Raw genomic sequence first — 24,514 nt, 5'->3', positions numbered from 1 at the left:
ATGATCGGATTGAACACCGCAGCGGTTTACGTGCTGCAAACCCTCGGCAGCCTGTACCTGCTGATCGTGCTGCTGCGCTTCGTCCTGCAACTGGTGCGGGCGAACTTCTACAACCCGCTGTGCCAGTTCGTGGTCAAGGCCACTCAGCCGCTGCTCAAGCCTTTGCGCCGGATCATCCCGAGCCTGTTCGGCCTCGACATGTCGTCGCTGGTGCTGGCGATTCTGGTGCAACTGCTGCTGATGGCGCTGACCCTGCTGCTGACCTACGGCACCACTGGCAACCCGCTGCAACTGGTGATCTGGTCGCTGATCGGCGTCACCGCGCTGTTCCTGAAGATCTTCTTCTTCGCCCTGATCATCAGCGTGATCCTGTCGTGGGTCGCACCGGGCAGCCACAATCCGGGCGCCGAACTGGTCAACCAGATCTGTGAGCCGGCGCTGGCACCGTTCCGCCGCTTCCTGCCGAACCTCGGCGGCCTGGACCTGTCGCCGATCTTCGCCTTCCTTGCGCTGAAATTGATCGACATGCTGGTAATCAACAATCTGGCGGCGATGACGATGATGCCGGAGATTCTGCGTTTGCTGATGTAAGCCAGTGCGGTCGGTCTGACTGACCGAGTCGCCCTTTTCGCGAGCAGGCTCGCTCCCACATTGGAATGCATTTCAACTGTGGGAGCGAGCCTGCTCGCGAATGGCTGCACCTCGATCCGAAGCGAAAACGCCGGACCTGATCGTTGCTTGCCGCTAACCCCCCCGGTCTTTAGACTTACGCCTCATTTCAACGAGAGCAGGGTCGATGCCAACTGCCTTTCCCGCCGATTCTGTTGGTCTGGTAACGCCGCAAACCGCGCATTTCAGCGAACCGCTGACGCTGGCCTGTGGCCGTTCGCTGGCCGCTTATGACCTGATTTATGAAACCTACGGCACGCTGAACGCCCAGGCGAGCAACGCCGTGCTGATCTGCCACGCGCTGTCCGGTCATCATCACGCCGCTGGTTATCACAGCGTCGACGACCGCAAGCCCGGTTGGTGGGACAGCTGCATCGGCCCCGGCAAGCCGATCGACACCAACAAGTTCTTTGTGGTCAGCCTGAACAACCTCGGTGGCTGCAACGGCTCCACCGGCCCGAGCAGTATCAACCCGGAGACCGGCAAGCCGTTCGGCGCCGACTTCCCGGTGCTCACCGTGGAAGACTGGGTGCACAGCCAGGCGCGCCTGGCTGACCTGCTCGGCATTGGCCAGTGGGCGGCAGTGATCGGCGGCAGCCTCGGCGGCATGCAGGCCCTGCAATGGACCATCACCTACCCGGATCGCGTACGTCACTGCCTGGCGATCGCCTCGGCGCCTAAATTGTCGGCGCAGAACATCGCCTTCAACGAAGTCGCGCGTCAGGCGATCCTCACCGATCCGGAATTCCACGGCGGCTCGTTCCAGGAAGCCGGCGTGATCCCCAAGCGCGGGCTGATGCTGGCGCGCATGGTCGGGCACATCACCTATCTGTCCGATGATTCCATGGGTGAGAAATTCGGCCGTGGCCTGAAGAGTGAAAAGCTCAACTACGACTTTCACAGTGTCGAGTTTCAGGTCGAAAGCTATCTGCGTTATCAGGGCGAAGAATTCTCCGGGCGCTTCGATGCCAACACCTATCTGTTGATGACCAAAGCGCTGGATTACTTCGATCCAGCGGCTAACTTCGACGATGACCTGGCGAAAACATTCGAAAACGCCACAGCCAAATTCTGCGTGATGTCGTTCACCACCGACTGGCGCTTCTCCCCGGCGCGCTCGCGGGAGCTGGTGGATGCGCTGATGGCCGCGCGCAAGGACGTCAGTTATCTGGAAATTGACGCGCCCCAGGGCCACGACGCCTTCCTGATTCCGATCCCGCGTTACTTGCAGGCGTTCGGCAATTACATGAACCGCATTTCGTTGTGAGAAAGCCATGAGAGCTGATCTGGAAATCATCCAGGAATGGATCCCCGCCGGCAGCCGCGTCCTCGACCTCGGTTGCGGTGACGGCGAGCTGCTGACCTGGCTGCGCGACAACAAGAACGTCACCGGTTATGGCCTGGAAAACGACGCTGACAACATCGCCGAGTGCGTGGCCAAGGGCATTAACGTCATCGAGCAGGATCTGGACAAAGGCCTGGGCAATTTTGCCAGCAACAGTTTCGACATCGTCGTCATGACCCAGGCCCTGCAAGCCGTGCACTACCCGGACAAGATCCTCGACGAAATGCTCCGGGTCGGCCGTCAGTGCATCATCACCTTCCCCAATTTCGGCCACTGGCGCTGCCGCTGGTATCTGGCGAGCAAGGGCCGCATGCCGGTGTCCGAGTTTCTGCCGTACACCTGGTACAACACGCCGAACATCCACTTCTGCACCTTCGAGGATTTCGAAGAACTGTGCCGCGAACGTGATGCGAAGGTCATTGATCGGCTTGCCGTGGATCAACAGCACCGGCATGGGTGGGCCAGTAAGCTATGGCCTAATCTGTTAGGTGAAATCGGTATCTACCGCGTCAGCAGTCCGCAGTTGGCGGACCACCGAGTCGCGGTCTGAGCCTGGGCATTTGAAGGAGCACGAACATGAGTCGTCTAGCGTTGCTGTTACTCACCGCCTGCCTGAGCGCCAGCGCCATGGCGGCGGACGTCATCAAAGGTGAACGCAAGGAAACCTTCGGCGACATCACGGTGCACTACAACACGTTCAACTCGACGTTCCTGCAACCGGACATCGCCAAGGCTGCCGAGCTGATCCGCAGCAAGAATCAGGGCGTGATCAACGTCTCGGTGGTCAAGGACGGCAAACCGGTGATCGCCAGCGTCACCGGCACGATCAAGGACCTGACCAGCACCAGCGTGGCGCTGAAATTCCGCCAGGTCACCGAGCAGGGCGCGATCTACTACATCGCCCAGTACCCGGTGCCGCAGCAGGAAACCCGCACCTTTGAAATCAAGGTGCAAAACGGCGACAAGATCAACACCATCAATTTCAACCAAGAACTCTTTCCCGGCGAATGATGAACATCAAGCAGCTCGTACTGGCCAGCCATAACGCCGGCAAACTCAAAGAACTCCAGGCCATGCTCGGCGACTCGGTGCAACTGCGCTCGATTGGCGAGTGGAGCAAGGTCGAGCCGGAAGAAACCGGCCTGTCGTTTGTCGAGAACGCGATCCTTAAGGCCCGCAATGCCGCGCGCATTTCCGGGCTGCCGGCACTGGCCGACGACTCCGGGCTGGCAGTGGATTTCCTTGGCGGTGCGCCGGGCATCTATTCTGCGCGTTATGCCGACGGCCAGGGCGATGCGGCGAACAACGCCAAACTGCTCGATGCGCTGAAGGACGTGCCACAAGCCGAGCGCGGCGCGCAGTTCGTCTGCGTATTGGCACTGGTGCGCCACGCCGATGATCCGCTGCCGATCCTCTGCGAAGGCCTGTGGCACGGGCGCATCCTCACCGCTGCCAGCGGCGAGCACGGCTTCGGTTATGACCCACTGTTCTGGGTGCCGGAGCGCGACTGCTCCAGCGCCGAACTGAGCCCGGCCGACAAGAACCAGATCAGCCACCGCGCCCGTGCAATGGATCTGCTGCGCCAGCGTCTGGGCTTGAAATGACCACTGATTCTTGCGCGTCGTCGCTGATCATCGGCGGCGCCGCGTCCTCGCCTCGGGCACCGCTGCCCACCCTGCCGCCCCTGGCGCTGTACATCCACATCCCGTGGTGTGTACGCAAATGCCCGTATTGCGATTTCAACTCGCACACCGCCAGCCCGGTGCTGCCGGAGCAGGAATACGTCGACGCGCTGCTGGCCGATCTCGACCAGGATCTGCATGCGGTGTATGGCCGTGAGCTGACCTCGATTTTCTTCGGTGGCGGGACGCCGAGCCTGTTCAGCGCCGAAGCCCTCGGGCGGTTGTTGAAGGGTGTCGAGCAACGCATCCCGTTCGCCGCCGACATCGAAATCACCCTTGAGGCCAATCCGGGCACCTTCGAGCAAGAGAAGTTTGTTGCTTATCGCAAGCTGGGGATCAATCGCCTGTCGATCGGCATCCAGAGCTTTCAGCAGGAAAAGCTGGAGGCCCTCGGCCGCATTCACAACGGTGACGAAGCCGTGCGTGCGGCGGGCATGGCCCGGCAGGCCGGGTTCGATAACTTCAATCTCGATCTCATGCACGGTTTGCCCGATCAGTCGCTGGACGATGCCTTGAGCGATCTGCGCCAGGCCATCGCGCTGAAGCCGACGCACATTTCCTGGTATCAACTGACGCTGGAGCCGAACACGGTGTTCTGGAACCAGCCGCCAGTGCTGCCCGAAGACGACACCCTGTGGGACATTCAGGAAGCTGGGCAGGCGCTGCTGGCCGAGCACGGTTACGCGCAGTACGAAGTTTCGGCGTATGCCCAGGCCGGTCGCCCGGCGCGGCATAACCTCAATTACTGGAGTTTTGGCGATTTCATCGGCATCGGCGCCGGTGCCCATGGCAAGCTGAGTCACCCGGACGGGCGTATCGTGCGCACATGGAAAACCCGCCTGCCGAAGGATTATCTGAACCCGGCGAAAAGCTTTCAGGCCGGCGAGAAATCGCTGAGCAATGACGAGATGCCCTTCGAGTTCCTGATGAACGCCCTGCGCCTGACCGCCGGGGTCGAATCGCGCCTGTATCCGGAGCGCACCGGCCTGTCGCTGGAAACCCTCGCCGAAGGCCGGCGCGAAGCCGAACAAAGCGGCCTGTTGCAGGTCGAACCGTCACGCCTGGCGGCGACCGAACGCGGCCAGCTGTTCCTCAACGACTTGCTGCAACAATTTCTGAACTGACTTCAGCTCAAAGGGAAAACGCATGGATTTGATACTCGACCTGCTGGCCACCGTCTCCCGCTGGAGCCGCAGCAATCTCTCGGAAATCGCTCTGGCGCTGGTCGGTTGCCTGCTGGTGCTGTTCGGCGCTGACTTCAAAGGCTGGGTCGAGCAACGCCTGGGCAGCATCGCCGGCGCCCTGCGCGTGCCCCTGATGGCCCTGCTCTGCCTGATCGGCAGCGGCGCCGCGCTGATCTACGCCACGCCATGGGTGATCAAAGGCCTGAGCCAGTTCAACAACTACAGCCTGGCGCCGGTGCTGCTGGTGGTACTGGTACTGATCGGCGTGGTTGCTGACCGCCGCTGACCCCGCAAACACCCCAAAACGAAATGTGGGAGCGAGCCTGCTCGCGAAGGCGTCTTGACATCCAACATCATCGTTGATTGTCAGACCACTTTCGCGAGCAGGCTCGCTCCCACAGTTTTTATTGCGTGATGCTTAAGCGATCTTTTCGAACTTCAGATCCCACACGCCATGGCCAAGGCGTTCGCCACGGCGTTCGAACTTGGTGATCGGGCGTTCGGCCGGGCGCGGGACGCATTTGCCGTCTTCGGCGAGGTTGCGGTAGCCCGGGGCGACGTTCATCACTTCCAGCATGTACTCGGCGTACGGTTCCCAGTCGGTGGCCATGTGCAGAATGCCGCCGACCTTCAACTTGCTGCGCACCAGTTCGGCGAACGAGGCCTGAACGATGCGGCGTTTGTGGTGGCGGCTCTTGTGCCACGGATCCGGGAAAAACAGCATCAGACGATCGAGGCTGTTGTCGGCGATGCAGCGGTTGAGCACTTCGATCGCGTCGCAATCGTAGACCCGCAGGTTGGTCAGCCCTTGGGTCAACACGCCATTGAGCAGCGCGCCGACACCCGGACGGTGCACTTCAACACCGATGAAATCCTGCTCTGGAGCAGCAGCGGCCATTTCCAGCAGCGAGTGGCCCATGCCGAAACCGATTTCCAGCGAGCGCGGCGCCGAGCGGCCGAACACCTGGTCGTAATCGACCGGCGCATCGGCCAGCGGCAGCACGTACAGCGGCGCGCCCTGATCCAGGCCGCGTTGCTGGCCTTCGGTCATGCGCCCGGCGCGCATCACGAAACTCTTGATGCGGCGGTGTTGGCGCTCGTCGCCTTCGTCCGGCTGGACAGGCGTGTCGTTCGATTCAGTCATCAATGGCTCTTACTTGATCAGACCATCCAGCGGCGAAGAGGCGCTGGCATAGAGTTTTTTCGGCATGCGACCGGCGAGGTACGCCAGGCGACCAGCGACGATGGCGTGTTGCATGGCTTGCGCCATCATCACCGGTTGCTGGGCGTGGGCGATGGCCGAGTTCATCAGTACGGCGTCGCAACCCAGCTCCATGGCGATGGTCGCGTCGGAAGCGGTACCGACACCAGCATCCACCAGCACCGGGATCTTGGCTTCTTCGAGGATGATCTGCAGGTTGTACGGATTGCAGATGCCCAGACCGGAGCCGATCAGACCGGCCAGCGGCATCACGGCGATGCAGCCGATTTCCGCCAGTTGTCGGGCGATGATCGGGTCATCGCTGGTGTAGACCATCACGTCGAAGCCTTCCTTGACCAGGGTTTCGGCGGCCTTGAGGGTTTCGATCACGTTGGGGAACAGGGTCTTCTGATCGGCCAGCACTTCCAGCTTCACCAGGTTGTGGCCGTCGAGCAGCTCACGCGCCAGGCGGCAGGTGCGCACGGCTTCGATGGCGTCGTAGCAACCGGCAGTGTTCGGCAGGAAGGTGTAGCGCTCCGGCGACAGCACCTCGAGCAGGTTCGGCTCGCCTTCGATCTGGCCCAGGTTGGTGCGGCGTACGGCGAAGGTGACGATTTCGGCACCCGAGGCTTCGATGGCCTGGCGGGTTTCTTCCATGTCACGGTACTTGCCGGTACCGACCAGCAAACGCGACTGGTAAGTACGACCGGCCAGCACAAAAGGCTTGTCGCTACGAACGATGCTCATGGGGAATCCTCTTTAGGGGTGAGGGTCTTGCAGAATTCTGTGCCCTCGCGGGCCGGGCGATCAGCCGCCGCCGATGGCGTGGACCACTTCGACGTTGTCGCCGTCGTTCAATGTGGTGTCGGCATGCTGGCTGCGCGGGACGATGTCCAGATTGAGCTCTACCGCCACGCGACGTCCGGCCAGATCCAGACGGGTGATCAGGCCCGCAACGGTTTCACCGTCGGGCAATTCAAAGGACTCGCCGTTCAACTGAATGCGCATGCACAACGCCGCCATCATTTTTAGGGGCTGGCATTCTAGCCCGATCATGACCTAAAGGTCAGTACCAAGCGTCAAGCGGTTAGCTGCAAGCGCCAGGCGGCGAGGCCGAGGCAAACCCAACCGATGAGAAACGCGAGGCCACCAAACGGCGTGATGATGCCAAGTTTGCTGATGCCGGTCATGGTCAGCAGATACAGGCTGCCGGAGAACAATACAATGCCGACGGTGAAGGACACGCCGGCCCAAGTGACCAGCCGCCCCTGAATCTGCGTGGCCAGCAGCGCAACGCCGAACAGCGCGAGTGTGTGCACCAGTTGGTAGGTGACACCCGTGTGGAAAATCGTCAGGTATTCCGGCGTCAGACGGTTTTTCAGGCCATGGGCGGCGAACGCGCCCAGCGCAACACCGGTGAATCCGAAAAAAGCGGCCAGCATCAAAAAGCCACGCAGCATGGGGAACTCCAGTCAGACGCCATCGGCAGGGTCTGTATAATGGCCCGCTCCACGGGTTCGGCCAAGCCATCTCTATGCTGCGTTCAATTTTCCGTCGTCTCACGAAGGCCCTGCTCTGGTTCGCCGGCGGCAGTGTCTTGCTGGTGCTGGTGTTCCGCTTCGTGCCACCGCCGGGTACGGCGTTGATGGTCGAGCGCAAGGTCGAATCCTGGGTCGACGGCGAGCCGATTGACCTGCAGCGCACCTGGAAACCGTGGGACCAGATCTCCGATGACCTGAAAGTGGCGGTAATTGCTGGCGAAGACCAGAAATTCCCCGAGCACTGGGGCTTCGATCTGCGCGCGATTCAGGCCGCTCTGGCCCACAACGAACTGGGCGGCTCGATTCGCGGCGCCAGCACCTTGAGCCAGCAGGTGTCGAAAAACCTCTTTCTGTGGTCGGGCCGCAGCTATCTGCGCAAAGGTCTGGAAGCGTGGTTTACCGCGCTGATCGAGGTGTTCTGGCCCAAGCAGCGGATTCTTGAGGTGTACCTGAACAGTGTCGAGTGGGATGACGGCGTGTTTGGCGCTGAAGCAGCGGCGCGGCATCACTTTGGCGTGAGCGCGAAGTCATTGTCGCGCCAGCAGGCGAGTTATCTGGCGGCGGTACTGCCCAATCCACGGGTGTGGAGCGCGAGTCATCCGACCGGTTATGTATCGCGACGCGCCGGGTGGATTCGACAGCAGATGAGTCAGTTGGGCGGGGACAGTTACTTGCTCGGGCTGAATGATTCGCGACGGGCGCCTTGGGCTGAATAACACCGGAATACCAATGCGGGAGCGAGCTTGCTCGCGAATGCGGTGGATCATTCAGCAGTGGCGGTGACTGACACTCCGCTTTCGCGAGCAAGCTCGCTCCCACACGGGTTTTGCGTGAAGCCAGAAATGAAAACGCCCCGATCATCGCTGATCGGGGCGTTTTTTATTGCTGATGCGCCGGTTACGCGGCGATCGACAACTTGAGCTTGTTCATCGCGCTCTTTTCGAGCTGACGGATTCGCTCGGCCGACACGTTGTACTTCTGCGCCAGGTCGTGCAGCGTGGCTTTCTCTTCTGCCAGCCAGCGCTGGTAGAGGATGTCGCGGCTACGCTCGTCCAGCACTTCCAGTGCTTCGTGCAGGTTGGTGTTCGAGTTGTCGCTCCAGTCGGCATCTTCCAGTTGACGCGCCGGGTCGTACCGGTGGTCTTCCAGATAGTTGGCCGGCGACTGGAAAGCACTGTCGTCGTCGGCTTCGGCAGCCGGGTCGAAGGCCATGTCGTGGCCGGTCAGGCGGCTTTCCATCTCGCGCACTTCACGTGGTTCGACGCCGAGGCTTTCCGCCACACGGTGGACTTCCTCGTTGTTCAGCCACGCCAGACGCTTCTTCTGGCTGCGCAGGTTGAAGAACAGCTTGCGCTGGGCCTTGGTGGTCGCGACTTTCACAATGCGCCAGTTGCGCAGGATGAACTCGTGAATTTCCGCCTTGATCCAGTGCACGGCGAACGACACCAGACGCACGCCCATTTCCGGGTTGAAGCGCTTGACGGCCTTCATCAGGCCGACGTTGCCTTCCTGGATCAGGTCAGCCTGAGCCAGACCGTAGCCGGAATAGCTACGGGCAATGTGTACGACAAAACGCAGGTGGGCGAGCACCATCTGCCGAGCCGCCCCCAAATCCTGCTCATAGTAGAGACTCTCGGCCAGTTCACGCTCCTGCTCCGGCGTCAGCAATGGAATGCTGTTGACGGTGTGCACATAGGCTTCCAGGTTCGCACCCGGAACCAGCGCATACGCAGGTTGCAAAGAATTGGTCATACGAAAAAACCTCCCACTCACATACTCGTGCCTCTCGGCACTGCGAAAAATTGACCGGGAACTCAGGTACAAGTTCCCATAAAAACCGCAAGGTCAATCACGCGCAAAAAAGATTCTACTTCGGCGCCAGCTCCCTGAGATGACGTGCGACTGCAATCCATGCACCGATATAACCCAACAGCACCGCGCCAAGCAAGAGCGACAGACCGTCGGCCACTGGCACGCCGGCCAGGGCGAAATCACTGCCGTACAAACCGGCGAGCCCGACCACCGCATCGTTCAGCCAGTTGAGGCCGAACGCCAATACGCCCCAGGACAACAGCCCTGCACCAAAGCCATACAACGCGCCCATATAAAGAAAAGGGCGGCGCACATAACTGTCAGTGCCGCCGACGAGTTTAATCACTTCTATCTCGGTGCGGCGGTTTTCAATATGAAGACGAATGGTATTGCCTATCACCAAAAGTAATGCAGACACCAACAACACCGTCAGACCGAAGACAAAGCGGTCGCCAAGCTTGAGGATGGCGGCCAGACGCTCGACCCAGACTAGATCAAGTTGCGCCTGTTGTACCTTCGGCAGCTCGGAAAGTTTTTGTCTTAATGCTTCGAGTGTCGGCTTGTCGACTTCGTTCGGTGTCACCAGCACCACACCCGGCAAAGGGTTTTCGGGCAGCTCACGCAGGGCTTCGCCCAGGCCGGACTGCTGCTGGAACTCTTCCAGCGCCTGATCACGGCCGACATATTCGGCATCAGCGACGCCGGGCATGCCTTTGATCTGCTCACGCAGCGCGTCACCCTGCTCCGGGCTGGCGTCGAGTTGCAGGTACAGGGAAATCTGCGCCGCGCGCTGCCAGGAACCGCCAAGACGCTCGACGTTGTTGAGCAACAGCGACAGCCCCATCGGCAGACTCAACGCCACGGCCATCACCATGCAGGTGAAGAAGCTGCCGATCGGCTGCTTGCCGAGGCGGCGCAGGCTGTCGAGAAGGCTGGCGCGATGGCTTTCGATCCAGGCGCGAAACAGCGTGGCGAAGTCCGGGCCGTCGTCATCGTCGTGCATTTTCTTTTTCTGCGGTTGCGGATCGGCGGCCTTCGGGGCCACGCGCTCGGAAACCTTCGGACTGCGTGTCGCACTCATACCCCGGCCTCCCCGTCGCCGATCAGGCGGCCGCGTTGCAGGGTCAGCATGCGATGACGCATGCGCGCGATCAGTGCCAGGTCGTGACTGGCGATCAGCACGCTGGTGCCCAAACGGTTGATGTCTTCGAACACGCCCATGATCTCCGCCGCCAAGCGCGGGTCGAGGTTACCGGTCGGTTCGTCCGCCAGCAGCAAGGCCGGGCGATGGACGATGGCGCGGGCAATGCCGACGCGCTGTTGTTGACCGGTGGACAGATCGCCCGGGTACAGATCGGATTTGTCCGACAGCGCCACGCGCTCCAGCGCCGAATCGACGCGCTTGGCGATCTCGACCTTGGACAGGCCGAGGATTTGCAGCGGCAAGGCGACGTTGTTGAACACCGTGCGATCAAACAGCAACTGGTGATTCTGGAACACCACGCCGATCTGTCGGCGCAGGAACGGAATTTGCGCGTTGCTGATGGTGCTCAGGTCTTGCCCGGCGAGCAGCAATTTGCCGCTGGTCGGCCGTTCCATTGCCAGCAACAGGCGCAACAGCGTGGATTTACCGGCACCGGAGTGACCGGTGACAAACAAGAACTCGCCACGACGGACTCGAAAGCTCAGCTCATGCAAGCCGACGTGACCGTTCGGGTAGCGTTTACCGACCTGTTCGAAACGAATCATGAACGCTCCCGCTCGGCAAACAGTGCCTGGACAAAGGGTTCGGCTTCAAAGGTGCGCAAATCGTCGATGCCTTCACCGACGCCGATGTAGCGGATCGGCAGGCCGAACTGCTTGGCCAGGGCGAAAATCACCCCGCCCTTGGCGGTGCCGTCGAGTTTGGTCAGGGCCAGGCCGGTCAGTTCGACGGTCTGGTTGAACTGCTTGGCCTGGTTGATGGCGTTCTGGCCAGTGCCGGCGTCGAGCACCAGCAGCACTTCGTGCGGCGCGTCGGCATCGAGCTTGCCGATCACCCGGCGAACCTTTTTCAGTTCTTCCATCAGGTTGTCTTTGGTGTGCAGACGACCGGCGGTATCAGCGATCAGCACGTCGATGCCACGGGCCTTGGCCGCTTGCACCGCGTCGAAGATCACCGAAGCGGAATCGGCGCCGGTGTGCTGGGCAATCACCGGAATCTTGTTGCGCTCGCCCCAGACCTGCAATTGCTCCACGGCCGCGGCGCGGAAGGTGTCGCCGGCCGCCAGCATGACCTTCTTACCCTCCAATTGCAGCTTCTTCGCCAGCTTGCCGATGGTGGTGGTCTTGCCAGCGCCGTTGACGCCGACCACCAGGATCACGAAAGGCTTGTTCTGCGAGGCGATTTTCAGTGGCTGTTCAACCGGTTTGAGCATCGCTGCCAATTCGGCCTGCAGAGATTTGTACAGGGCGTCGGCGTCGGCCAGCTCCTTACGTGCGACCTTCTGGGTCAGGCGCTGGATGATCAGCGTAGTGGCTTCAACGCCGACGTCGGCGGTGAGCAGACGGGTTTCGAGGTCGTCGAGCAGGTCATCATCAATGGTCTTGCGCCCGAGGAACAGACTGGCCATGCCCTCGCCGATGCTGGCGCTGGTCTTCGACAGGCCTTGCTTGAGACGGGCGAAGAAGCCGGCTTTGGTTTCTTCGGTGCGCGGGGTTTCGACTGGCGCTTCTACAGGGACTTCGACCGGCACGACCGGAGCGACCGGAGCGACAACCGGCGCAGCGGCAATCGGTGCAGGCTCCGACGGCGGGACAACCGGGGCGGCGGGTTCAGAAATGACCGGCGCTGGCTCGACAACCGCTTCAAGCACAGGCTGCGCCGCAACCTCGGCAACCGGCGCAGGAATCACTGGCGTCACATGCGGCGCTGCTTCTTCAACCAGCGCGACCGGTTCTTCTGCCACTGGCAAGGTCAGCCACGGCTCGGCGGCGGGCGTCAGCGGCAACTCGGCAGCGGCCGGCGTTTCGGGCTCGGCCTCAGCTTCCGGTTGCAGCACCGGCTCGGCGATCGGCAGCACAATCGGCGCCGGTTCTTCTTCTATAACAGGTGCTGGCGCGGGGGCCGGCTCAGGAATCGCGGGCGGCTGTTCGACGACGGGTTCCTGCGGTTTCTTCCGCAGCCATCCGAACAGGCTTTTCTTCTCGCCAGCCGCAGCTGGGCTCTTCTTGTCGTCGTTGGAACCAAACATGGAGGACGGCTATCTCACGGTAGCGACGCGCCAACAGGGCGCCCCGGCAAATAAATATTCGATGCAGAACAGACTGTGTTTCATCCAGCTTGTTCACGCGCAACATTTGGTCGAGGCGCCGAAGGCACCTCAAGGATCGCTTTTACGATGGTCTAAACCGGCAAAGATCGGCGAAAACGCGGAGTTTAGTGGGAAAAACACAGCTTTGCGCCGCAAACCTAATCAGCCTTATCACACCCTCAGGCCTGATAGGCGTGGCCGCCAGTAAAACGGATCAGTATCCTAGCACCCTCTCGCCCGCCGACGCTAAGACCAAGCGGGCAGCCCAACAGGTTGAAAAACGAATGAATGCTCTTGCCCGCCGCGCTGCTGGCCTGCTGCTCAGCGCAGTCTGCCTGCCCCTTTCGGCCCTGGCGGCCGACCCGCAACCGACCCATGAATTCACCCTCGACAACGGCCTCAAGGTCGTCGTGCGCGAAGACCATCGTGCGCCGGTGGTCGTTTCGCAGATCTGGTACAAGGTCGGCTCCAGCTACGAGACTCCGGGGCAGACCGGTCTGTCCCACGCGCTTGAGCACATGATGTTCAAGGGCAGCGAAAAAGTCGGCCCCGGCGAAGCCTCGCTGATCCTGCGCGACCTCGGCGCCGAAGAGAACGCGTTCACCAGCGACGACTTCACCGCTTACTATCAGGTGCTGGCCCGTGATCGTCTCGGCGTGGCCTTCGAGCTGGAAGCCGACCGCATGGCCAACCTGCGCCTGCCGGCCGACGAGTTCGCCAAGGAAATCGAAGTCATCAAGGAAGAGCGCCGCCTGCGCACCGATGACAAGCCGATGTCCAAGGCTTACGAGCGCTACAAGGCCATGGCCTACCCGGCCAGCGGTTACCACACGCCGACCATCGGCTGGATGGCTGACCTCGACCGTATGAAAGTCGAGGAACTGCGCCACTGGTACCAATCCTGGTACGCGCCGAACAACGCCACGCTGGTGGTGGTCGGTGACGTCACTCCGGACGAAGTGAAAACCCTCGCCCAGCGTTATTTCGGCCCGGTCGCCAAACGCGACGTGCCACCGGCGAAAAAACCGCTGGAACTGGCCGAGCCCGGCGAACGCCAGATCACCCTGCGCGTGCAGACCCAACTGCCGAGCCTGATGCTTGGCTTCAACGTGCCGAGCATTGCTACCGCTGAAGACAAACGCTCGGTCAACGCCTTGCGCCTGATCTCGGCGCTGCTCGACGGCGGCTATAGCGGACGCATCCCGACGCAACTGGAGCGCGGCGAAGAGCTGGTCTCCGGCGGCTCGTCGGACTACGACGCCTATACCCGTGGCGACAGCCTGTTCACCCTGTCGGCCACGCCAAATACGCAGAAGAAAAAGACCATCGCCCAGGCCGAAGCCGGCTTGTGGAAACTGCTTGAGCAACTGAAAACCACCGCGCCGTCTGCCGAAGAGCTGGAACGCGTCCGCGCTCAAGTCATCGCCGGCCTGGTCTACGAGCGTGACTCGATCACCAGCCAGGCCACCGCGATCGGTCAACTGGAGACGGTCGGTCTGTCGTGGAAACTGATGGACACCGAACTGGCCGATCTGGAAAGCGTGACTCCGCAAGACATCCAGAACGCCGCGAAAAAGTATTTCACCCGCGAACGTCTCAGCGTCGCCCACGTCCTGCCATTGGAGACGACTCATGAGTGAGCGCAAAACCCCACGCCTGATGCTGCTTGGCCTGATTGCTGTCGCGGTGATCGGCTCCGCAGCGGTTTATTTGTCGCCAAGCGCTGACAGCAAGGCCAGCGAAGCACTGGATAACGCCAAGTCCAGCCAGAAACTGCAATCGCTGGCCGAACTCGACGGCAAGGCCCCGGCCAGCCGCAAGCTCGACGTACAGACCTGGAACACCGCTGAAGGCGCGAAAGTGCTGTTCGTCGAAGCGCATGAGCTGCCGATGTTCGACATGCGCCTGATCTTCGCCGCTGGCAGCAGCCAGGATGGCAACGTCCCCGGCCTCGCGGTGCTGACCAACGCCATGCTCAACGAAGGCATTGCCGGCAAAGACGTCGGCGCCATCGCTCAAGGGTTTGAAGGCCTCGGCGCCGACTTCGGCAACGGTGCGTTCAAGGACATGGCGCTGGCTTCGCTGCGCAGCCTCAGCGCACCCGAGCAGCGTGAACCGGCGTTGAAGCTGTTCGCCGATGTGGTCGGCAAACCGACCTTCCCCGCCGACTCCTTCGCGCGCATCAAGAACCAGTTGCTCGCCGGTTTCGAATACCAGAAACAGAACCCCGGCAAACTCGCAAGCCTCGAGCTGATGAAGCGTCTGTACGGCGATCACCCATACGCGCATTCCAGCGATGGCAATGCCCAAAGCGTGCCGAAGATCACGGTCGAGCAATTGCGCGAGTTCCACGCCAAGGCCTACGCCGCCGGCAACGCTGTGATTGCACTGGTCGGCGACCTGTCGCGAGCCGAAGCCCAGGCGATCGCCAATCAGGTCTCCTCTGCCCTGCCGAAAGGCCCGGCACTGGCGAAAATCGCCGCACCGCAGGAACCGAAGGCCAGCGTCAACCACATCGAGTTTCCGTCGAAACAGACCAACCTGATGCTCGCGCAGCTGGGTATCGATCGCGATGATCCGGATTACGCCGCGCTGTCGCTGGGCAATCAGATCCTCGGCGGCGGTGGTTTCGGTACGCGCCTGATGAGCGAAGTGCGCGAGAAGCGCGGCCTGACCTACGGCGTGTATTCGGCGTTCAGCCCGATGCAGGCCCGTGGGCCGTTCATGATCAACCTGCAGACCCGCGCCGAGATGAGCGAAGGCACTTTGAAACTGGTGCAGGACGTGCTCGCCGACTACCTGAAAACCGGGCCGACGCAGAAAGAACTCGACGATGCCAAGCGCGAACTGGCCGGCAGCTTCCCGCTGTCCACCGCGAGCAACGCCGACATCGTTGGCCAATTGGGCGCGATGGGCTTCTATAATCTGCCACTGAGCTATCTCGACGATTTCATGCGGCAGTCGCAGAGCCTGACCGTAGAGCAAGTCCGCGACGCCCTGAACAAACACCTGAGCACGGAGAAAATGGTCATCGTCACCGCTGGCCCGACCGTGCCGCAAAAGCCGTTACCGGCCCCATCTGATAAACCTGCCGAGCAACCGCTCGGGGTTCCGGAGCATTAATGGCGACTCGAGCACCGAAAAAACCCGTGCAAAACGTGCACAACGGCGTCAATCAGCTGCGCATCATTGGCGGCCAGTGGCGCAGCCGCAAGCTGAGCTTCCCCGACGCACCGGGCCTGCGCCCGACCCCGGATCGCGTGCGTGAAACCCTGTTCAACTGGCTCGCGCCGTATGTCGAAGGGGCGAAAGTGCTCGACCCGTTCGCCGGCAGCGGCGCGCTGTTTCTCGAAGCGCTGTCCCGTGGCGCGGCCACGGCCCAGGCGCTGGACGCCAGCAACGTTGCGGTTTCCAGCCTGAAAGAGCACCTCGGCACCCTGCGCTGCAGCAACGGCCAGGTGCAAACCGCCGATGCGCTGCGCTACCTGGAAACCCAGACCGCGACGCCGTTCGACCTGGTGTTCCTCGACCCGCCGTTCAACCAGAACCTGTTGCCAGCGGTTTGTAACTTGCTGGAAGAGCGCCAATGGCTGGCGGCCGATTCGTGGATCTACACTGAAAGCGAAACAGCGCCATCGACGCTGGGCCTGCCGGGCAACTGGCGCCTGCATCGTGAACAGAAATCCGGTCGGGTTTTTTACGCGCTGTGGCAGCGCACGGCGGACATCGCCGGCTGACAGGGTCGCAAGCAACCTGCGGCGAGGTGGCGAGCTTCCTCGCCACAAGCCCATCGAGAATCATCGTGTCCCCTTCGCCAGAACGCTTCATCCCCGCCTTCGGCCTCGGCAATCCGCATCTGCAAACCCTGTGGGGGCCGCTGTGGCGCAAGACCGTGCACATCGAGCGCGAACGCGAACGCCTGTGGCTCGAGGACGGCGACTTCCTCGACCTCGACTGGCACGGCCCGCACAGCGCCGAAGTGCCGTTGGTGCTGGTGTTGCACGGACTGACCGGCTCTTCCAATTCGCCCTATGTGGCGGGCATTCAAAAGGCCTTGGCCGACCAGGGCTGGGCCAGCGTCGCGCTGAACTGGCGCGGTTGTTCCGGCGAGCCGAATCTGTTGCCGCGCAGCTACCACTCCGGCGCCAGCGAAGACCTTGCCGAAGCCATCCAGCACCTGCGCGCGAAACGACCGTTGGCGCCGTTGTACGCGGTCGGCTATTCGCTGGGCGGGAATGTGCTGCTCAAGCATCTGGGTGAAACCGGCAGCAACAGTGGTGTGCTCGGCGCGGTGGCGGTGTCGGTACCGTTCCGTCTCGATCAATGCGCCGATCGCATTGGCCAAGGGTTTTCGCGGGTGTATCAGGCGCACTTCATGCGAGAGATGGTCGCCTACATCAGGAACAAGCAGCGTCAGTTCCAGCATGACGGGCGCGAAGACGGCCTGGCGAAACTGGCCGCGCTCGGCTCGCTGGAAAACATGCGCACATTCTGGGATTTCGACGGCCGGGTTACCGCGCCATTGCATGGCTTCAATGATGCCGAGGATTATTACCGCCGCGCCTCGAGCCGCTACTACCTCGTCGAGATCCGCACGCCGACGCTGATCATTCAGGCGGCGGACGATCCGTTTGTATTTCCCCACAGCCTGCCGCAAGCCGACGAGTTGTCAGCCTGCACCCGGTTCGAATTGCAGGCGCGTGGCGGTCATGTCGGTTTCGTCGACGGCTCGGTGCGCCGCCCCGGGTATTACCTTGAGCGGCGTATCCCGCAATGGCTGGCCGCACTCGGTCAATGAGCGCCGCATATCCCTTGCAGGCTCGCTCCTACAGGAGATCGCTGTGTTTATTCGCTCGTGGCAATGCCGCGCGACGGTTCGTTGATCCACTCGCTCCATGATCCGGCATACAGCGCACCCAGCGGATAGCCGGCCAGGCACAGTGCAAACAGGTTGTGACACGCCGTCACCCCGGAGCCGCAATAGGCGACCAGATCCGATGGCGAGCGATCACCCAGTTTCGCGGCAAAGCGCTGCTTGAGCTGCTCGGCCGGCAAAAACCGTCCATCACTGCCGAGGTTGTCGGTGAACGCCGCGCACTGCGCGCCGGGAATATGCCCGGCGACCGGATCGATCGGTTCCACTTCGCCCTTGAAGCGCGGCAAGGCGCGGGCGTCGAGCAGGGTCAGGGTTGGCTGACCGAGGCGTTGCTGCAATTGCTCGGCGCTGAGCAGAAGGCTCATGTCCGGCTGACCGCTGAAGTGGCCCGGCGTCACGCTCGGCGGATCCAAGCTCAGCGGCAGGCCGGCGGCGTGCCAGGCTTTGAGCCCGCCATCGAGAATGAATACGCCGTCGCGCTTGCCCAGCCATGCCAGCAACCACCACGCCCGCGCCGCATACGCACCCGGGCCGTCGTCGTACAAAACCACATCGCTGTCGTTGCTGATGCCCCAGGCTTGCAGGCGCTCGATCAACACCGCCGGCTCAGGCAACGGATGACGCCCGGTCACGCCCTTCTCGACTTTACCGCTCAGATCCCGTTCCAGATCGGCGAAACTCGCTCCGGCAATGTGCCCTTCGGCGTAGCTGCGCTGACCGTAATCCGGATCTTCGAGGGCAAAACGACAATCGAGAATCACCAGCCCCGGCTGCTCTTTGCGAGCGTCCAGTGCTTGTGGGCTGATCAACTGCGCAATCGACATAACGGGCTCCTGTGGAATTCGGCTGAACGGTTTATTTGACGTCTTCAAGGGCCTGCGCCAGCGGCACGTAGAACTCGTCGAACAATGCGTTGACTTCATCCCGCGCCTGATCGGTAACAAACCCTGCTTCCAGCACCAGCACCTGATACACGCCACGCTTCACGGCCTGTTCGCTGAGGTGGTTGGAGTTTTCCCGCGTGGTGCACAGAAAACGCACCCACGAGGTCAGGATGATCCACGCATTGAGGGTCAGCGATTCGATCTGCACGCGATCCATTTTCAGAATGCCGGCGGCGACAAAACCTTCGTAGATTGCGGCCCCCTGGATCACGCAGCGCTGGGAGAAACGCCGATAACGCGCGGCCAGTTCCGCATCGCTGTCGAGCAGATGCTCAAGGTCACGATGCAGGAAACGGTAGCGCCACATGGCCGAGAGCAGTTCCTTGAGATAGAAACGCTTGTCCTCGACGGTCGCCGGGCGACCCTGGGGCGGGCGCAAAAAGCTGTCCACCAGGGCTTCGTACTCACTGAACAGCACGGCGATGATCGCCTGCTTGTTGGGGAAGTGGTAGTACAGGTTGCCCGGAGAAATCTCCATGTGCGCGGCGATGTGGTTGGTGCTGACGCTGCGCTCGCCCTGCTGATTGAACAGCTCCAGGCTGTTCTGAACGATGCGCTCGCTGGTTTTTATTCGTGGGGCCATGGCTTGAGCTTTAATTCAGAGTGCGTAGACGGCGCATCTTACGACCTAACCGGAAATGGATAAAACACTGACGTGCGCGGAAGTCGTTTGACTTTCTAGAGCTTAGACTCTAAAAAGTGCCCACTACAATAAAATTCGGAGCCCGCGATGACTGCCGACATTGCCTACCTGCAAACGCTGCAACAGCCTCTTGAAACCCTCGATCGGCAGTTCCAGGCACAACGGGCCGCGTACGCCGCCAACCCGATGCCACCGGCCGCACAGCGGCAACAATGGCTCAAGGCTTTGCGCGATCTGCTCAGCGCTGAGCGGCAGGCATTGATCGACGCGATCAGCGCCGATTTCAGTCACCGCAGCGCCGACGAAACCCTGCTCGCCGAGCTGATGCCGAGCCTGCACGGCATTCACTACGCCAGTCGTCACCTGAAAAACTGGATGAAGCCCTCGCGGCGCAAGGTAGGCATGGCGTTCCAGCCTGCTTCGGCGAAGGTGGTTTATCAGCCGCTGGGCGTGGTCGGCGTGATCGTGCCGTGGAACTACCCGCTGTATCTGGCCGTGGGGCCGATGGTCGGCGCCCTAGCTGCCGGCAATCGGGTGATGCTCAAGCTCAGCGAATCGACCCCGGCTACCGGCCTGCTGCTCAAAGAACTGCTGGCGCGGATCTTTCCCGAAGACCTGGTTTGCGTGGTGCTGGGCGAAGCGGATGTCGGCGTGGCGTTCTCGCGTCTGCCTTTCGATCATCTGCTGTTCACCGGCTCCACCAGCGTCGGCAAGCACGTCATGCGCGCTGCCGCGGAAAACCTCACGCCGGTCACCCTGGAACTGGGCGGCAAGTCGCCGGCCATCGTCTCCAGAGACGTACCACTCAAGGACGCCGCCGAACGCATCGCCTTCGGCAAGACCCTGAACGCCGGGCAGACCTGCGTCGCGCCTGACTATGTGCTGGTGCCGGAAGACCGCGTCGGCGCTTTCGTTGAGGCCTATCGCCAGGCTGTGAAAGGCTTCTACCCGACCCTGGCCGACAACGCCGACTACACCGCGATCATCAACGAACGCCAGTTGGCCCGACTGAACGGTTACGTCAGCGACGCGACCAGCAAGGGCGCGCTGCTGATCCCGCTGTTCGAACAAGGCCAGGGCCGACGCATGCCGCACAGCGTGCTGCTCAATGTCAGCGATGAAATGACCGTGATGCAGGACGAAATCTTCGGCCCGTTGCTGCCAATCGTGCCTTATCGCGATCTGGAGCAGGCATTCGCTTACATCAATCAGCGGCCTCGTCCTCTGGCTCTTTACTACTTTGGCTACGACAAACGCGAGCAGCATCGCGTACTGCACGAGACCCATTCCGGCGGCGTATGCCTGAACGACACCTTGTTGCATGTGGCTCAGGACGATATGCCCTTCGGTGGCATCGGTCCCTCGGGCATGGGCCATTACCACGGCCACGAAGGTTTCCTGACGTTCAGCAAGGCCAAGGGTGTGCTGATCAAACAGCGCTTCAACGCGGCCCGGCTGATCTACCCGCCTTACGGCAGATCGATTCAGAAACTGATTCAGAAACTGTTCATTCGCTAAACGTTCGTCGACACCGGGTAATAACAACAATGCACCCAAGCCTGACCGAAACACCCGCCCTGTCGCGCCGTGGCCTGCTGAAATTCAGCCTCGGCGCCACCGCGTTTCTCGCCACCGCCGGCCTTGGCGCCAGCCTCACTGGCTGCTCGTCGAGCGTCAGCGCCAACGGCTTTGTGGTTTTGCGCGACGGCGATCTGCTGTTCCTGCGCGCGCTGATCCCGGTGATGCTCGACGGCGCCGTCGCCGCCGGGGAAATGCCCGCAGCGGTCGACGGCACGCTGAAGTCGCTGGACTACAGCCTCGATCACGTGTCGCCGGAAATGCTCAAGCTCACTCGGCAACTGTTCGACGTGCTGGGCATGGCCGTGACCCGTGGCCCGCTTACCGGCATCTGGGGCAGTTGGGAAAACGCCAGCGCTGAAGCGATGCGGCATTTCCTCGAACGCTGGGAGAACAGTTCATTGAGCTTGCTGCGCATGGGCCATAGCTCATTGCAGCAGATGGTGATGATGGCCTGGTACACCCGCGCCGAGTCCTGGGCGCATTGCGGTTATCCCGGGCCGCCTAAGGTCTGAAACCGGGGCGCGGCCTTCGCGAGCAGGCTCGCTCCCACAGGAAATTACATCTCAGAATGTGGGAGCGAGCCTGCTCGCGAAGGGGCCAGCCGCCACACACCCGCATCCAGAATAATAAAGAGAACCTGACCGATGCCCGTACCCGATCCCTTCCGCGAAGGCCTCGCCCGAGGCTGGAAAACCTACAACGGCGCGCAACTGAGCGACGACCTCACCCTCGAAGCCGACGTGGCGATCATCGGCAGTGGCGCCGGCGGCGGCACCACGGCGGAGATCCTCAGCGCGGCCGGCTACAAAGTCCTGCTGATCGAAGAAGGCCCGCTGAAGACCAGTTCGGATTTCAAACTGCTCGAAGACGAGGCCTACAGCAGCCTCTACCAGGAAGGCATTGGGCGCATGAGCAAGGACGGCGCGATCACTATCCTGCAGGGCCGCGCGGTCGGCGGCACGACGCTGATCAACTGGACCTCGAGCTTCCGCACACCCGAGCCGACCCTCGAACACTGGGCCAGCGAACACAACGTCACAGGCCATAGTCCGGCAGAGATGGCGCCGTGGTTCGAAAAAATGGAGCAGCGCCTCGGCGTTGCCCCGTGGATGGTGCCGCCCAATGCCAACAACGATGTGATCCGCAAAGGCTGCGAGCAACTCGGCTACAGCTGGCACGTGATCCCGCGCAACGTTCGCGGTTGCTGGAATCTCGGCTATTGCGGCATGGGCTGCCCGAGCAACGCCAAGCAATCGATGATGGTCACGACCATCCCGGCGACGCTGGAAAAGGGCGGCGAGCTGCTGTATCTGGCGCGGGTGGAGAAACTGCTGATCAGTGGCGACAAGGTCACCGGCCTGCATTGCGTGGCGATGGACGAGCGCTGCGTCGAGCCGACCGGGCGCAGTATCAGCGTCAAGGCGCGGCATTACGTGCTGGCCGGCGGCGGCATCAACAGCCCGGCGCTGTTGCTGCGCTCCGACGTGCCGGATCCGCATGAGCGCGTGGGCAAGCGCACCTTTCTGCACCCGGTGAACATGTCCGCCGCGCGTTTTGCCGAGGTGGTCAATCCGTTTTACGGCGCGCCGCAGTCGATTTATTCCGACCATTTTCAGTGGAAGGACGGCACCACCGGGCCGATGGCTTTCAAACTCGAAGTGCCGCCGCTGCACCCGGCGCTGGCTGCCACACTGCTGGGTGGTTTCGGCAAGGAAAACGCCCAGCATATGGCCGACCTGCCGCACACCCACGCGATGCTGGCGCTGCTGCGCGATGGCTTTCACCCGGACAGCAGCGGTGGCTCGGTGGAGCTGCGCGGTGATGGCTCGCCAGTGCTCGACTATCAGGTTTCGCAGTACGCCTGGGACGGTTTGCGCCGGGCCTTTCACGTCATGGCCGAAATCCAGTTCGCCGGCGGCGCGCAATCGGTGATGCCGATGCACGCCGACGGCCGCTATGTGAAGACCTTGGCTGAGGCGCGCTCAATGATCGATGGACTGAGCCTGGAGCTGTACCGCACGCGACTCGGCAGTGCCCACGTGATGGGTGGTTGTGCGATGGGTGAAGATCCGCAAAGCGCGGTCGCCGACAGCCTTGGTCGCCATCATCAACTGCGCAATCTGTCGATTCACGACGGCTCGCTGTTTCCCACCAGCATCGGCGCCAACCCGCAGTTGTCGGTGTATGGCCTGACCGCGCAACTGGCGACAGCCTTGGCTGATCGGCTGAAAAATCCATGAAAAAGCAGAATATTCCTATCGTCTATAGTGCTTTCTTACCCAACAGGCGACTTGGCCGACCGGGAAGGCTGCGATACCATCCGACTCCCCAACGGACTCCCGCCAGGACGACGCGATGAACCGAGTGTTGTACCCAGGTACCTTCGACCCTATTACCAAGGGCCATGGCGATCTGGTCGAACGCGCCTCGCGCCTGTTCGATCACGTGATCATTGCGGTCGCCGCCAGCCCGAAAAAGAACCCGCTGTTCCCACTGGAACAACGGGTCGAACTGGCTCGCGAGGTCACCAAACACCTGCCGAACGTGGAAGTGGTCGGTTTCTCGACGCTGCTCGCGCATTTCGCCAAAGAGCAGAACGCCAATGTGTTCCTGCGTGGTCTGCGTGCGGTGTCGGACTTCGAATACGAATTCCAGCTGGCCAACATGAACCGCCAACTGGCACCGGATGTGGAGAGCCTGTTTCTCACGCCGTCGGAGCGTTATTCGTTCATTTCCTCGACGCTGGTGCGGGAGATTGCCGCGCTGGGCGGCGATATCAGCAAGTTCGTCCACCCGGCCGTGGCCGACGCGCTGACCCTGCGCTTCAAGAAGTAGGAGCTGCCGCAGGCTCGGGCTGCGATCAGACGATCTTTGCTTTTAAAGATTGCAGTCTCGTGCCCTTGATCGCCCCCGCGTGCACTGCGCTCGCCAATGCGGCACAATTGCGCGCATTGATTTATAGCGCCCGGGCCTGCCGCCCCGGCTGGAGTTAGCATGTCCCTGATCATCACCGACGATTGCATCAACTGCGACGTCTGCGAACCCGAGTGCCCGAACGCCGCCATTTCCCAAGGCGAAGAGATCTACGTGATCGACCCGAACCTGTGCACCCAGTGCGTCGGCCACTACGACGAGCCGCAGTGCCAGCAGGTCTGCCCGGTGGATTGCATTCCACTGGACGAAGCCCATCCGGAGACTGAAGAACAGTTGATGGAGAAGTACCGCAAGATCACCGGCAAGGCCTGATCACTTCAGCGCCTGTACCGAAGCCATCGCGGGCAAGCCCGCTCCCACAGAGTCTGTGGTGAAACACAAATTTGTGTGAACACCAAAACCCATGTGGGAGCGAGCCTGCTCGCGAATGGGCCATCAGCCACACCACTGAAACCCGATCAGCTCACTCGCGCTGCTCAAACCCCTCCCCTGTACACCCCAGACACCGCACAAACGCCGCTTTCGCCGGGTCAACCACCAGCGCCTGACCGGCATCGCCAACCCCGCCGCCCAGTGCGGTAAACGGCAACGACACCACAAACGCTCCCGCACCGATCACCGTGGCCACCACCAGCAAAGGTCGGGCAATCAGCAGGTCGCCAAGCATGGCGTAGGCCGGGGGATTCTGGATGGTGTATCGCGGGTCACCGCTGCCGGTTTCCGAGGCCTGAACAGCCAGGCTGGAACACAACAGCAGCGTGACGAAGAAGACTTGCAGGACTTTCATGGCACGATCCTTCGGGCTGCGC

At 61.7% G+C, this 24,514-nt stretch carries 28 protein-coding genes; 17 read left to right on the top strand and 11 right to left on the bottom strand.

All coding sequences use genetic code 11. From position 1 onward, the window contains the following. The 7 genes from AB4N47_RS24815 (at position 1) to AB4N47_RS24785 (ending at position 5,166) form a co-directional block, all read left to right on the top strand. Positions 1-591, top strand: a complete 591-nt coding sequence (locus tag AB4N47_RS24815) for a YggT family protein (protein ID WP_016772729.1) — start codon at positions 1-3, stop codon at positions 589-591. Between the two features lie 205 nt (positions 592-796). Next, entirely contained in the window at positions 797-1,936 is a 1,140-nt protein-coding gene (gene metX, locus AB4N47_RS24810; protein ID WP_024014658.1) for a homoserine O-succinyltransferase MetX, read from the top strand. Between the two features lie 7 nt (positions 1,937-1,943). Next, positions 1,944-2,564: a methionine biosynthesis protein MetW gene (gene metW, locus AB4N47_RS24805; protein ID WP_024014659.1), complete on the top strand. Its 621-nt coding sequence runs from the start codon at positions 1,944-1,946 to the stop codon at positions 2,562-2,564. A 26-nt stretch (positions 2,565-2,590) separates the two neighbouring features. Further along, the gene (locus tag AB4N47_RS24800; protein WP_341638107.1) at positions 2,591-3,025 is read left to right on the top strand and encodes a DUF4426 domain-containing protein; all 435 of its coding nucleotides are present in this window, start codon (positions 2,591-2,593) and stop codon (positions 3,023-3,025) included. Next, the gene (gene rdgB / locus AB4N47_RS24795) at positions 3,022-3,618 is read left to right on the top strand and encodes an RdgB/HAM1 family non-canonical purine NTP pyrophosphatase (protein WP_024014661.1); all 597 of its coding nucleotides are present in this window, start codon (positions 3,022-3,024) and stop codon (positions 3,616-3,618) included. Before AB4N47_RS24800 ends, rdgB begins: the two co-directional genes overlap by 4 nt. After that, positions 3,615-4,820 carry a radical SAM family heme chaperone HemW gene (hemW, locus tag AB4N47_RS24790; RefSeq protein ID WP_016772724.1) on the top strand — a complete coding sequence of 402 codons (1,206 nt, stop codon included), beginning with the start codon at positions 3,615-3,617 and terminating at the stop codon, positions 4,818-4,820. The genes rdgB and hemW overlap by 4 nt, the downstream gene beginning before the upstream one ends. 22 nt (positions 4,821-4,842) lie before the next feature. Beyond that, entirely contained in the window at positions 4,843-5,166 is a 324-nt protein-coding gene (locus AB4N47_RS24785; RefSeq protein ID WP_008083808.1) for a DUF3392 domain-containing protein, read from the top strand. A 132-nt stretch (positions 5,167-5,298) separates the two neighbouring features. On the opposite strand, the gene trmB is transcribed toward AB4N47_RS24785, so the two are convergent. The 4 genes from trmB to AB4N47_RS24765 form a co-directional block, all read right to left on the bottom strand. Further along, positions 5,299-6,024 carry a tRNA (guanosine(46)-N7)-methyltransferase TrmB gene (trmB, locus tag AB4N47_RS24780; protein WP_024014663.1) on the bottom strand — a complete coding sequence of 242 codons (726 nt, stop codon included), beginning with the start codon at positions 6,022-6,024 and terminating at the stop codon, positions 5,299-5,301. A 9-nt stretch (positions 6,025-6,033) separates the two neighbouring features. Further along, positions 6,034-6,828 (bottom strand): thiazole synthase, encoded by a 795-nt coding sequence (locus AB4N47_RS24775; RefSeq protein ID WP_110644432.1) that lies wholly within the window; start codon positions 6,826-6,828, stop codon positions 6,034-6,036. Positions 6,829-6,888: 60 nt separating this feature from the next. Beyond that, positions 6,889-7,089, bottom strand: a complete 201-nt coding sequence (gene thiS / locus AB4N47_RS24770) for a sulfur carrier protein ThiS (protein ID WP_038861193.1) — start codon at positions 7,087-7,089, stop codon at positions 6,889-6,891. Positions 7,090-7,160: 71 nt separating this feature from the next. Further along, positions 7,161-7,541, bottom strand: a complete 381-nt coding sequence (locus AB4N47_RS24765; RefSeq protein WP_217849586.1) for a DUF423 domain-containing protein — start codon at positions 7,539-7,541, stop codon at positions 7,161-7,163. Positions 7,542-7,615: 74 nt separating this feature from the next. On the opposite strand from AB4N47_RS24765, the gene mtgA reads away from it, so the two are divergent. Next, a complete protein-coding gene (gene mtgA / locus AB4N47_RS24760) occupies positions 7,616-8,338 on the top strand; it encodes a monofunctional biosynthetic peptidoglycan transglycosylase (protein ID WP_024014666.1) in 723 nt (240 codons plus the stop codon). A 181-nt stretch (positions 8,339-8,519) separates the two neighbouring features. On the opposite strand, the gene rpoH is transcribed toward mtgA, so the two are convergent. From rpoH to ftsY, 4 genes are all read right to left on the bottom strand, one after another. Next, entirely contained in the window at positions 8,520-9,374 is an 855-nt protein-coding gene (gene rpoH / locus AB4N47_RS24755; RefSeq protein WP_016772717.1) for an RNA polymerase sigma factor RpoH, read from the bottom strand. Positions 9,375-9,489: 115 nt separating this feature from the next. After that, entirely contained in the window at positions 9,490-10,515 is a 1,026-nt protein-coding gene (gene ftsX / locus AB4N47_RS24750; RefSeq protein ID WP_341638108.1) for a permease-like cell division protein FtsX, read from the bottom strand. After that, complete coding sequence (gene ftsE, locus AB4N47_RS24745) at positions 10,512-11,183, bottom strand: cell division ATP-binding protein FtsE (RefSeq protein WP_016772715.1); 672 nt, start codon at positions 11,181-11,183, stop codon at positions 10,512-10,514. Before ftsE ends, ftsX begins: the two co-directional genes overlap by 4 nt. Then, the gene (gene ftsY / locus AB4N47_RS24740) at positions 11,180-12,667 is read right to left on the bottom strand and encodes a signal recognition particle-docking protein FtsY (protein ID WP_341638109.1); all 1,488 of its coding nucleotides are present in this window, start codon (positions 12,665-12,667) and stop codon (positions 11,180-11,182) included. The genes ftsE and ftsY overlap by 4 nt, the downstream gene beginning before the upstream one ends. Positions 12,668-13,011: 344 nt before the next feature. Here ftsY and AB4N47_RS24735 point away from each other — a divergent pair, with 344 nt between their 5' ends. The 4 genes from AB4N47_RS24735 to AB4N47_RS24720 all read left to right on the top strand — a co-directional run bounded on the left by AB4N47_RS24735 (position 13,012) and on the right by AB4N47_RS24720 (position 17,525). Then, a complete protein-coding gene (locus AB4N47_RS24735) occupies positions 13,012-14,367 on the top strand; it encodes a M16 family metallopeptidase (RefSeq protein ID WP_041476824.1) in 1,356 nt (451 codons plus the stop codon). Continuing rightward, on the top strand, positions 14,360-15,850 hold the full coding sequence (locus AB4N47_RS24730; RefSeq protein WP_341638110.1) for a M16 family metallopeptidase: 1,491 nt from the start codon (positions 14,360-14,362) through the stop codon (positions 15,848-15,850). Before AB4N47_RS24735 ends, AB4N47_RS24730 begins: the two co-directional genes overlap by 8 nt. Beyond that, positions 15,850-16,464, top strand: coding sequence for a 16S rRNA (guanine(966)-N(2))-methyltransferase RsmD (rsmD, locus tag AB4N47_RS24725; protein ID WP_341638111.1), 615 nt, complete (start codon positions 15,850-15,852; stop codon positions 16,462-16,464). The genes AB4N47_RS24730 and rsmD overlap by 1 nt, the downstream gene beginning before the upstream one ends. Positions 16,465-16,529: 65 nt before the next feature. After that, positions 16,530-17,525: a hydrolase gene (locus AB4N47_RS24720; protein ID WP_341638112.1), complete on the top strand. Its 996-nt coding sequence runs from the start codon at positions 16,530-16,532 to the stop codon at positions 17,523-17,525. A 47-nt stretch (positions 17,526-17,572) separates the two neighbouring features. On the opposite strand, the gene AB4N47_RS24715 is transcribed toward AB4N47_RS24720, so the two are convergent. Further along, entirely contained in the window at positions 17,573-18,427 is an 855-nt protein-coding gene (locus AB4N47_RS24715; RefSeq protein ID WP_341638113.1) for a sulfurtransferase, read from the bottom strand. Positions 18,428-18,458: 31 nt separating this feature from the next. Then, the gene (locus AB4N47_RS24710) at positions 18,459-19,130 is read right to left on the bottom strand and encodes a TetR/AcrR family transcriptional regulator (RefSeq protein WP_016772708.1); all 672 of its coding nucleotides are present in this window, start codon (positions 19,128-19,130) and stop codon (positions 18,459-18,461) included. Positions 19,131-19,277: 147 nt separating this feature from the next. Here AB4N47_RS24710 and AB4N47_RS24705 point away from each other — a divergent pair, with 147 nt between their 5' ends. From AB4N47_RS24705 to AB4N47_RS24685, 5 genes are all read left to right on the top strand, one after another. Beyond that, complete coding sequence (locus tag AB4N47_RS24705) at positions 19,278-20,708, top strand: coniferyl aldehyde dehydrogenase (RefSeq protein WP_122612357.1); 1,431 nt, start codon at positions 19,278-19,280, stop codon at positions 20,706-20,708. A 29-nt stretch (positions 20,709-20,737) separates the two neighbouring features. Continuing rightward, positions 20,738-21,283 carry a twin-arginine translocation pathway signal protein gene (locus AB4N47_RS24700; RefSeq protein ID WP_130899340.1) on the top strand — a complete coding sequence of 182 codons (546 nt, stop codon included), beginning with the start codon at positions 20,738-20,740 and terminating at the stop codon, positions 21,281-21,283. Between the two features lie 132 nt (positions 21,284-21,415). Continuing rightward, positions 21,416-23,011, top strand: coding sequence for a GMC family oxidoreductase (locus AB4N47_RS24695; RefSeq protein ID WP_341638114.1), 1,596 nt, complete (start codon positions 21,416-21,418; stop codon positions 23,009-23,011). A 115-nt stretch (positions 23,012-23,126) separates the two neighbouring features. Further along, positions 23,127-23,606 carry a pantetheine-phosphate adenylyltransferase gene (coaD, locus tag AB4N47_RS24690; RefSeq protein WP_003229157.1) on the top strand — a complete coding sequence of 160 codons (480 nt, stop codon included), beginning with the start codon at positions 23,127-23,129 and terminating at the stop codon, positions 23,604-23,606. Between the two features lie 159 nt (positions 23,607-23,765). Next, positions 23,766-24,017: a YfhL family 4Fe-4S dicluster ferredoxin gene (locus AB4N47_RS24685; RefSeq protein ID WP_003195146.1), complete on the top strand. Its 252-nt coding sequence runs from the start codon at positions 23,766-23,768 to the stop codon at positions 24,015-24,017. A gap of 151 nt (positions 24,018-24,168) precedes the next feature. Here AB4N47_RS24685 and AB4N47_RS24680 read toward each other — a convergent pair whose 3' ends face one another. Beyond that, positions 24,169-24,492 (bottom strand): multidrug transporter, encoded by a 324-nt coding sequence (locus AB4N47_RS24680; protein WP_076564452.1) that lies wholly within the window; start codon positions 24,490-24,492, stop codon positions 24,169-24,171. Positions 24,493-24,514 lie beyond the last annotated feature (22 nt).

This window comes from Pseudomonas sp. S3_G06, from assembly GCF_054667565.1.
The sequence above is the reverse complement of the archived record's forward strand: the minus strand, read 5'-3'. Positions and strand labels throughout refer to the sequence as shown.

What these genes read in the sequence shown, in the direction of transcription:
- AB4N47_RS24815 (WP_016772729.1), top strand. Translation starts at nt 1, where the DNA reads ATGATCGGATTGAACACCGCAGCGGTTTACGTGCTGCAAACCCTCGGC.
- metX (WP_024014658.1), top strand. Translation starts at nt 797, where the DNA reads ATGCCAACTGCCTTTCCCGCCGATTCTGTTGGTCTGGTAACGCCGCAA.
- metW (WP_024014659.1), top strand. Translation starts at nt 1,944, where the DNA reads ATGAGAGCTGATCTGGAAATCATCCAGGAATGGATCCCCGCCGGCAGC.
- AB4N47_RS24800 (WP_341638107.1), top strand. Translation starts at nt 2,591, where the DNA reads ATGAGTCGTCTAGCGTTGCTGTTACTCACCGCCTGCCTGAGCGCCAGC.
- rdgB (WP_024014661.1), top strand. Translation starts at nt 3,022, where the DNA reads ATGATGAACATCAAGCAGCTCGTACTGGCCAGCCATAACGCCGGCAAA.
- hemW (WP_016772724.1), top strand. Translation starts at nt 3,615, where the DNA reads ATGACCACTGATTCTTGCGCGTCGTCGCTGATCATCGGCGGCGCCGCG.
- AB4N47_RS24785 (WP_008083808.1), top strand. Translation starts at nt 4,843, where the DNA reads ATGGATTTGATACTCGACCTGCTGGCCACCGTCTCCCGCTGGAGCCGC.
- trmB (WP_024014663.1), bottom strand. Translation starts at nt 6,024, where the DNA reads ATGACTGAATCGAACGACACGCCTGTCCAGCCGGACGAAGGCGACGAG.
- AB4N47_RS24775 (WP_110644432.1), bottom strand. Translation starts at nt 6,828, where the DNA reads ATGAGCATCGTTCGTAGCGACAAGCCTTTTGTGCTGGCCGGTCGTACT.
- thiS (WP_038861193.1), bottom strand. Translation starts at nt 7,089, where the DNA reads ATGCGCATTCAGTTGAACGGCGAGTCCTTTGAATTGCCCGACGGTGAA.
- AB4N47_RS24765 (WP_217849586.1), bottom strand. Translation starts at nt 7,541, where the DNA reads ATGCTGCGTGGCTTTTTGATGCTGGCCGCTTTTTTCGGATTCACCGGT.
- mtgA (WP_024014666.1), top strand. Translation starts at nt 7,616, where the DNA reads ATGCTGCGTTCAATTTTCCGTCGTCTCACGAAGGCCCTGCTCTGGTTC.
- rpoH (WP_016772717.1), bottom strand. Translation starts at nt 9,374, where the DNA reads ATGACCAATTCTTTGCAACCTGCGTATGCGCTGGTTCCGGGTGCGAAC.
- ftsX (WP_341638108.1), bottom strand. Translation starts at nt 10,515, where the DNA reads ATGAGTGCGACACGCAGTCCGAAGGTTTCCGAGCGCGTGGCCCCGAAG.
- ftsE (WP_016772715.1), bottom strand. Translation starts at nt 11,183, where the DNA reads ATGATTCGTTTCGAACAGGTCGGTAAACGCTACCCGAACGGTCACGTC.
- ftsY (WP_341638109.1), bottom strand. Translation starts at nt 12,667, where the DNA reads ATGTTTGGTTCCAACGACGACAAGAAGAGCCCAGCTGCGGCTGGCGAG.
- AB4N47_RS24735 (WP_041476824.1), top strand. Translation starts at nt 13,012, where the DNA reads ATGAATGCTCTTGCCCGCCGCGCTGCTGGCCTGCTGCTCAGCGCAGTC.
- AB4N47_RS24730 (WP_341638110.1), top strand. Translation starts at nt 14,360, where the DNA reads ATGAGTGAGCGCAAAACCCCACGCCTGATGCTGCTTGGCCTGATTGCT.
- rsmD (WP_341638111.1), top strand. Translation starts at nt 15,850, where the DNA reads ATGGCGACTCGAGCACCGAAAAAACCCGTGCAAAACGTGCACAACGGC.
- AB4N47_RS24715 (WP_341638113.1), bottom strand. Translation starts at nt 18,427, where the DNA reads ATGTCGATTGCGCAGTTGATCAGCCCACAAGCACTGGACGCTCGCAAA.
- AB4N47_RS24710 (WP_016772708.1), bottom strand. Translation starts at nt 19,130, where the DNA reads ATGGCCCCACGAATAAAAACCAGCGAGCGCATCGTTCAGAACAGCCTG.
- AB4N47_RS24705 (WP_122612357.1), top strand. Translation starts at nt 19,278, where the DNA reads ATGACTGCCGACATTGCCTACCTGCAAACGCTGCAACAGCCTCTTGAA.
- AB4N47_RS24700 (WP_130899340.1), top strand. Translation starts at nt 20,738, where the DNA reads ATGCACCCAAGCCTGACCGAAACACCCGCCCTGTCGCGCCGTGGCCTG.
- AB4N47_RS24695 (WP_341638114.1), top strand. Translation starts at nt 21,416, where the DNA reads ATGCCCGTACCCGATCCCTTCCGCGAAGGCCTCGCCCGAGGCTGGAAA.
- coaD (WP_003229157.1), top strand. Translation starts at nt 23,127, where the DNA reads ATGAACCGAGTGTTGTACCCAGGTACCTTCGACCCTATTACCAAGGGC.
- AB4N47_RS24685 (WP_003195146.1), top strand. Translation starts at nt 23,766, where the DNA reads ATGTCCCTGATCATCACCGACGATTGCATCAACTGCGACGTCTGCGAA.
- AB4N47_RS24680 (WP_076564452.1), bottom strand. Translation starts at nt 24,492, where the DNA reads ATGAAAGTCCTGCAAGTCTTCTTCGTCACGCTGCTGTTGTGTTCCAGC.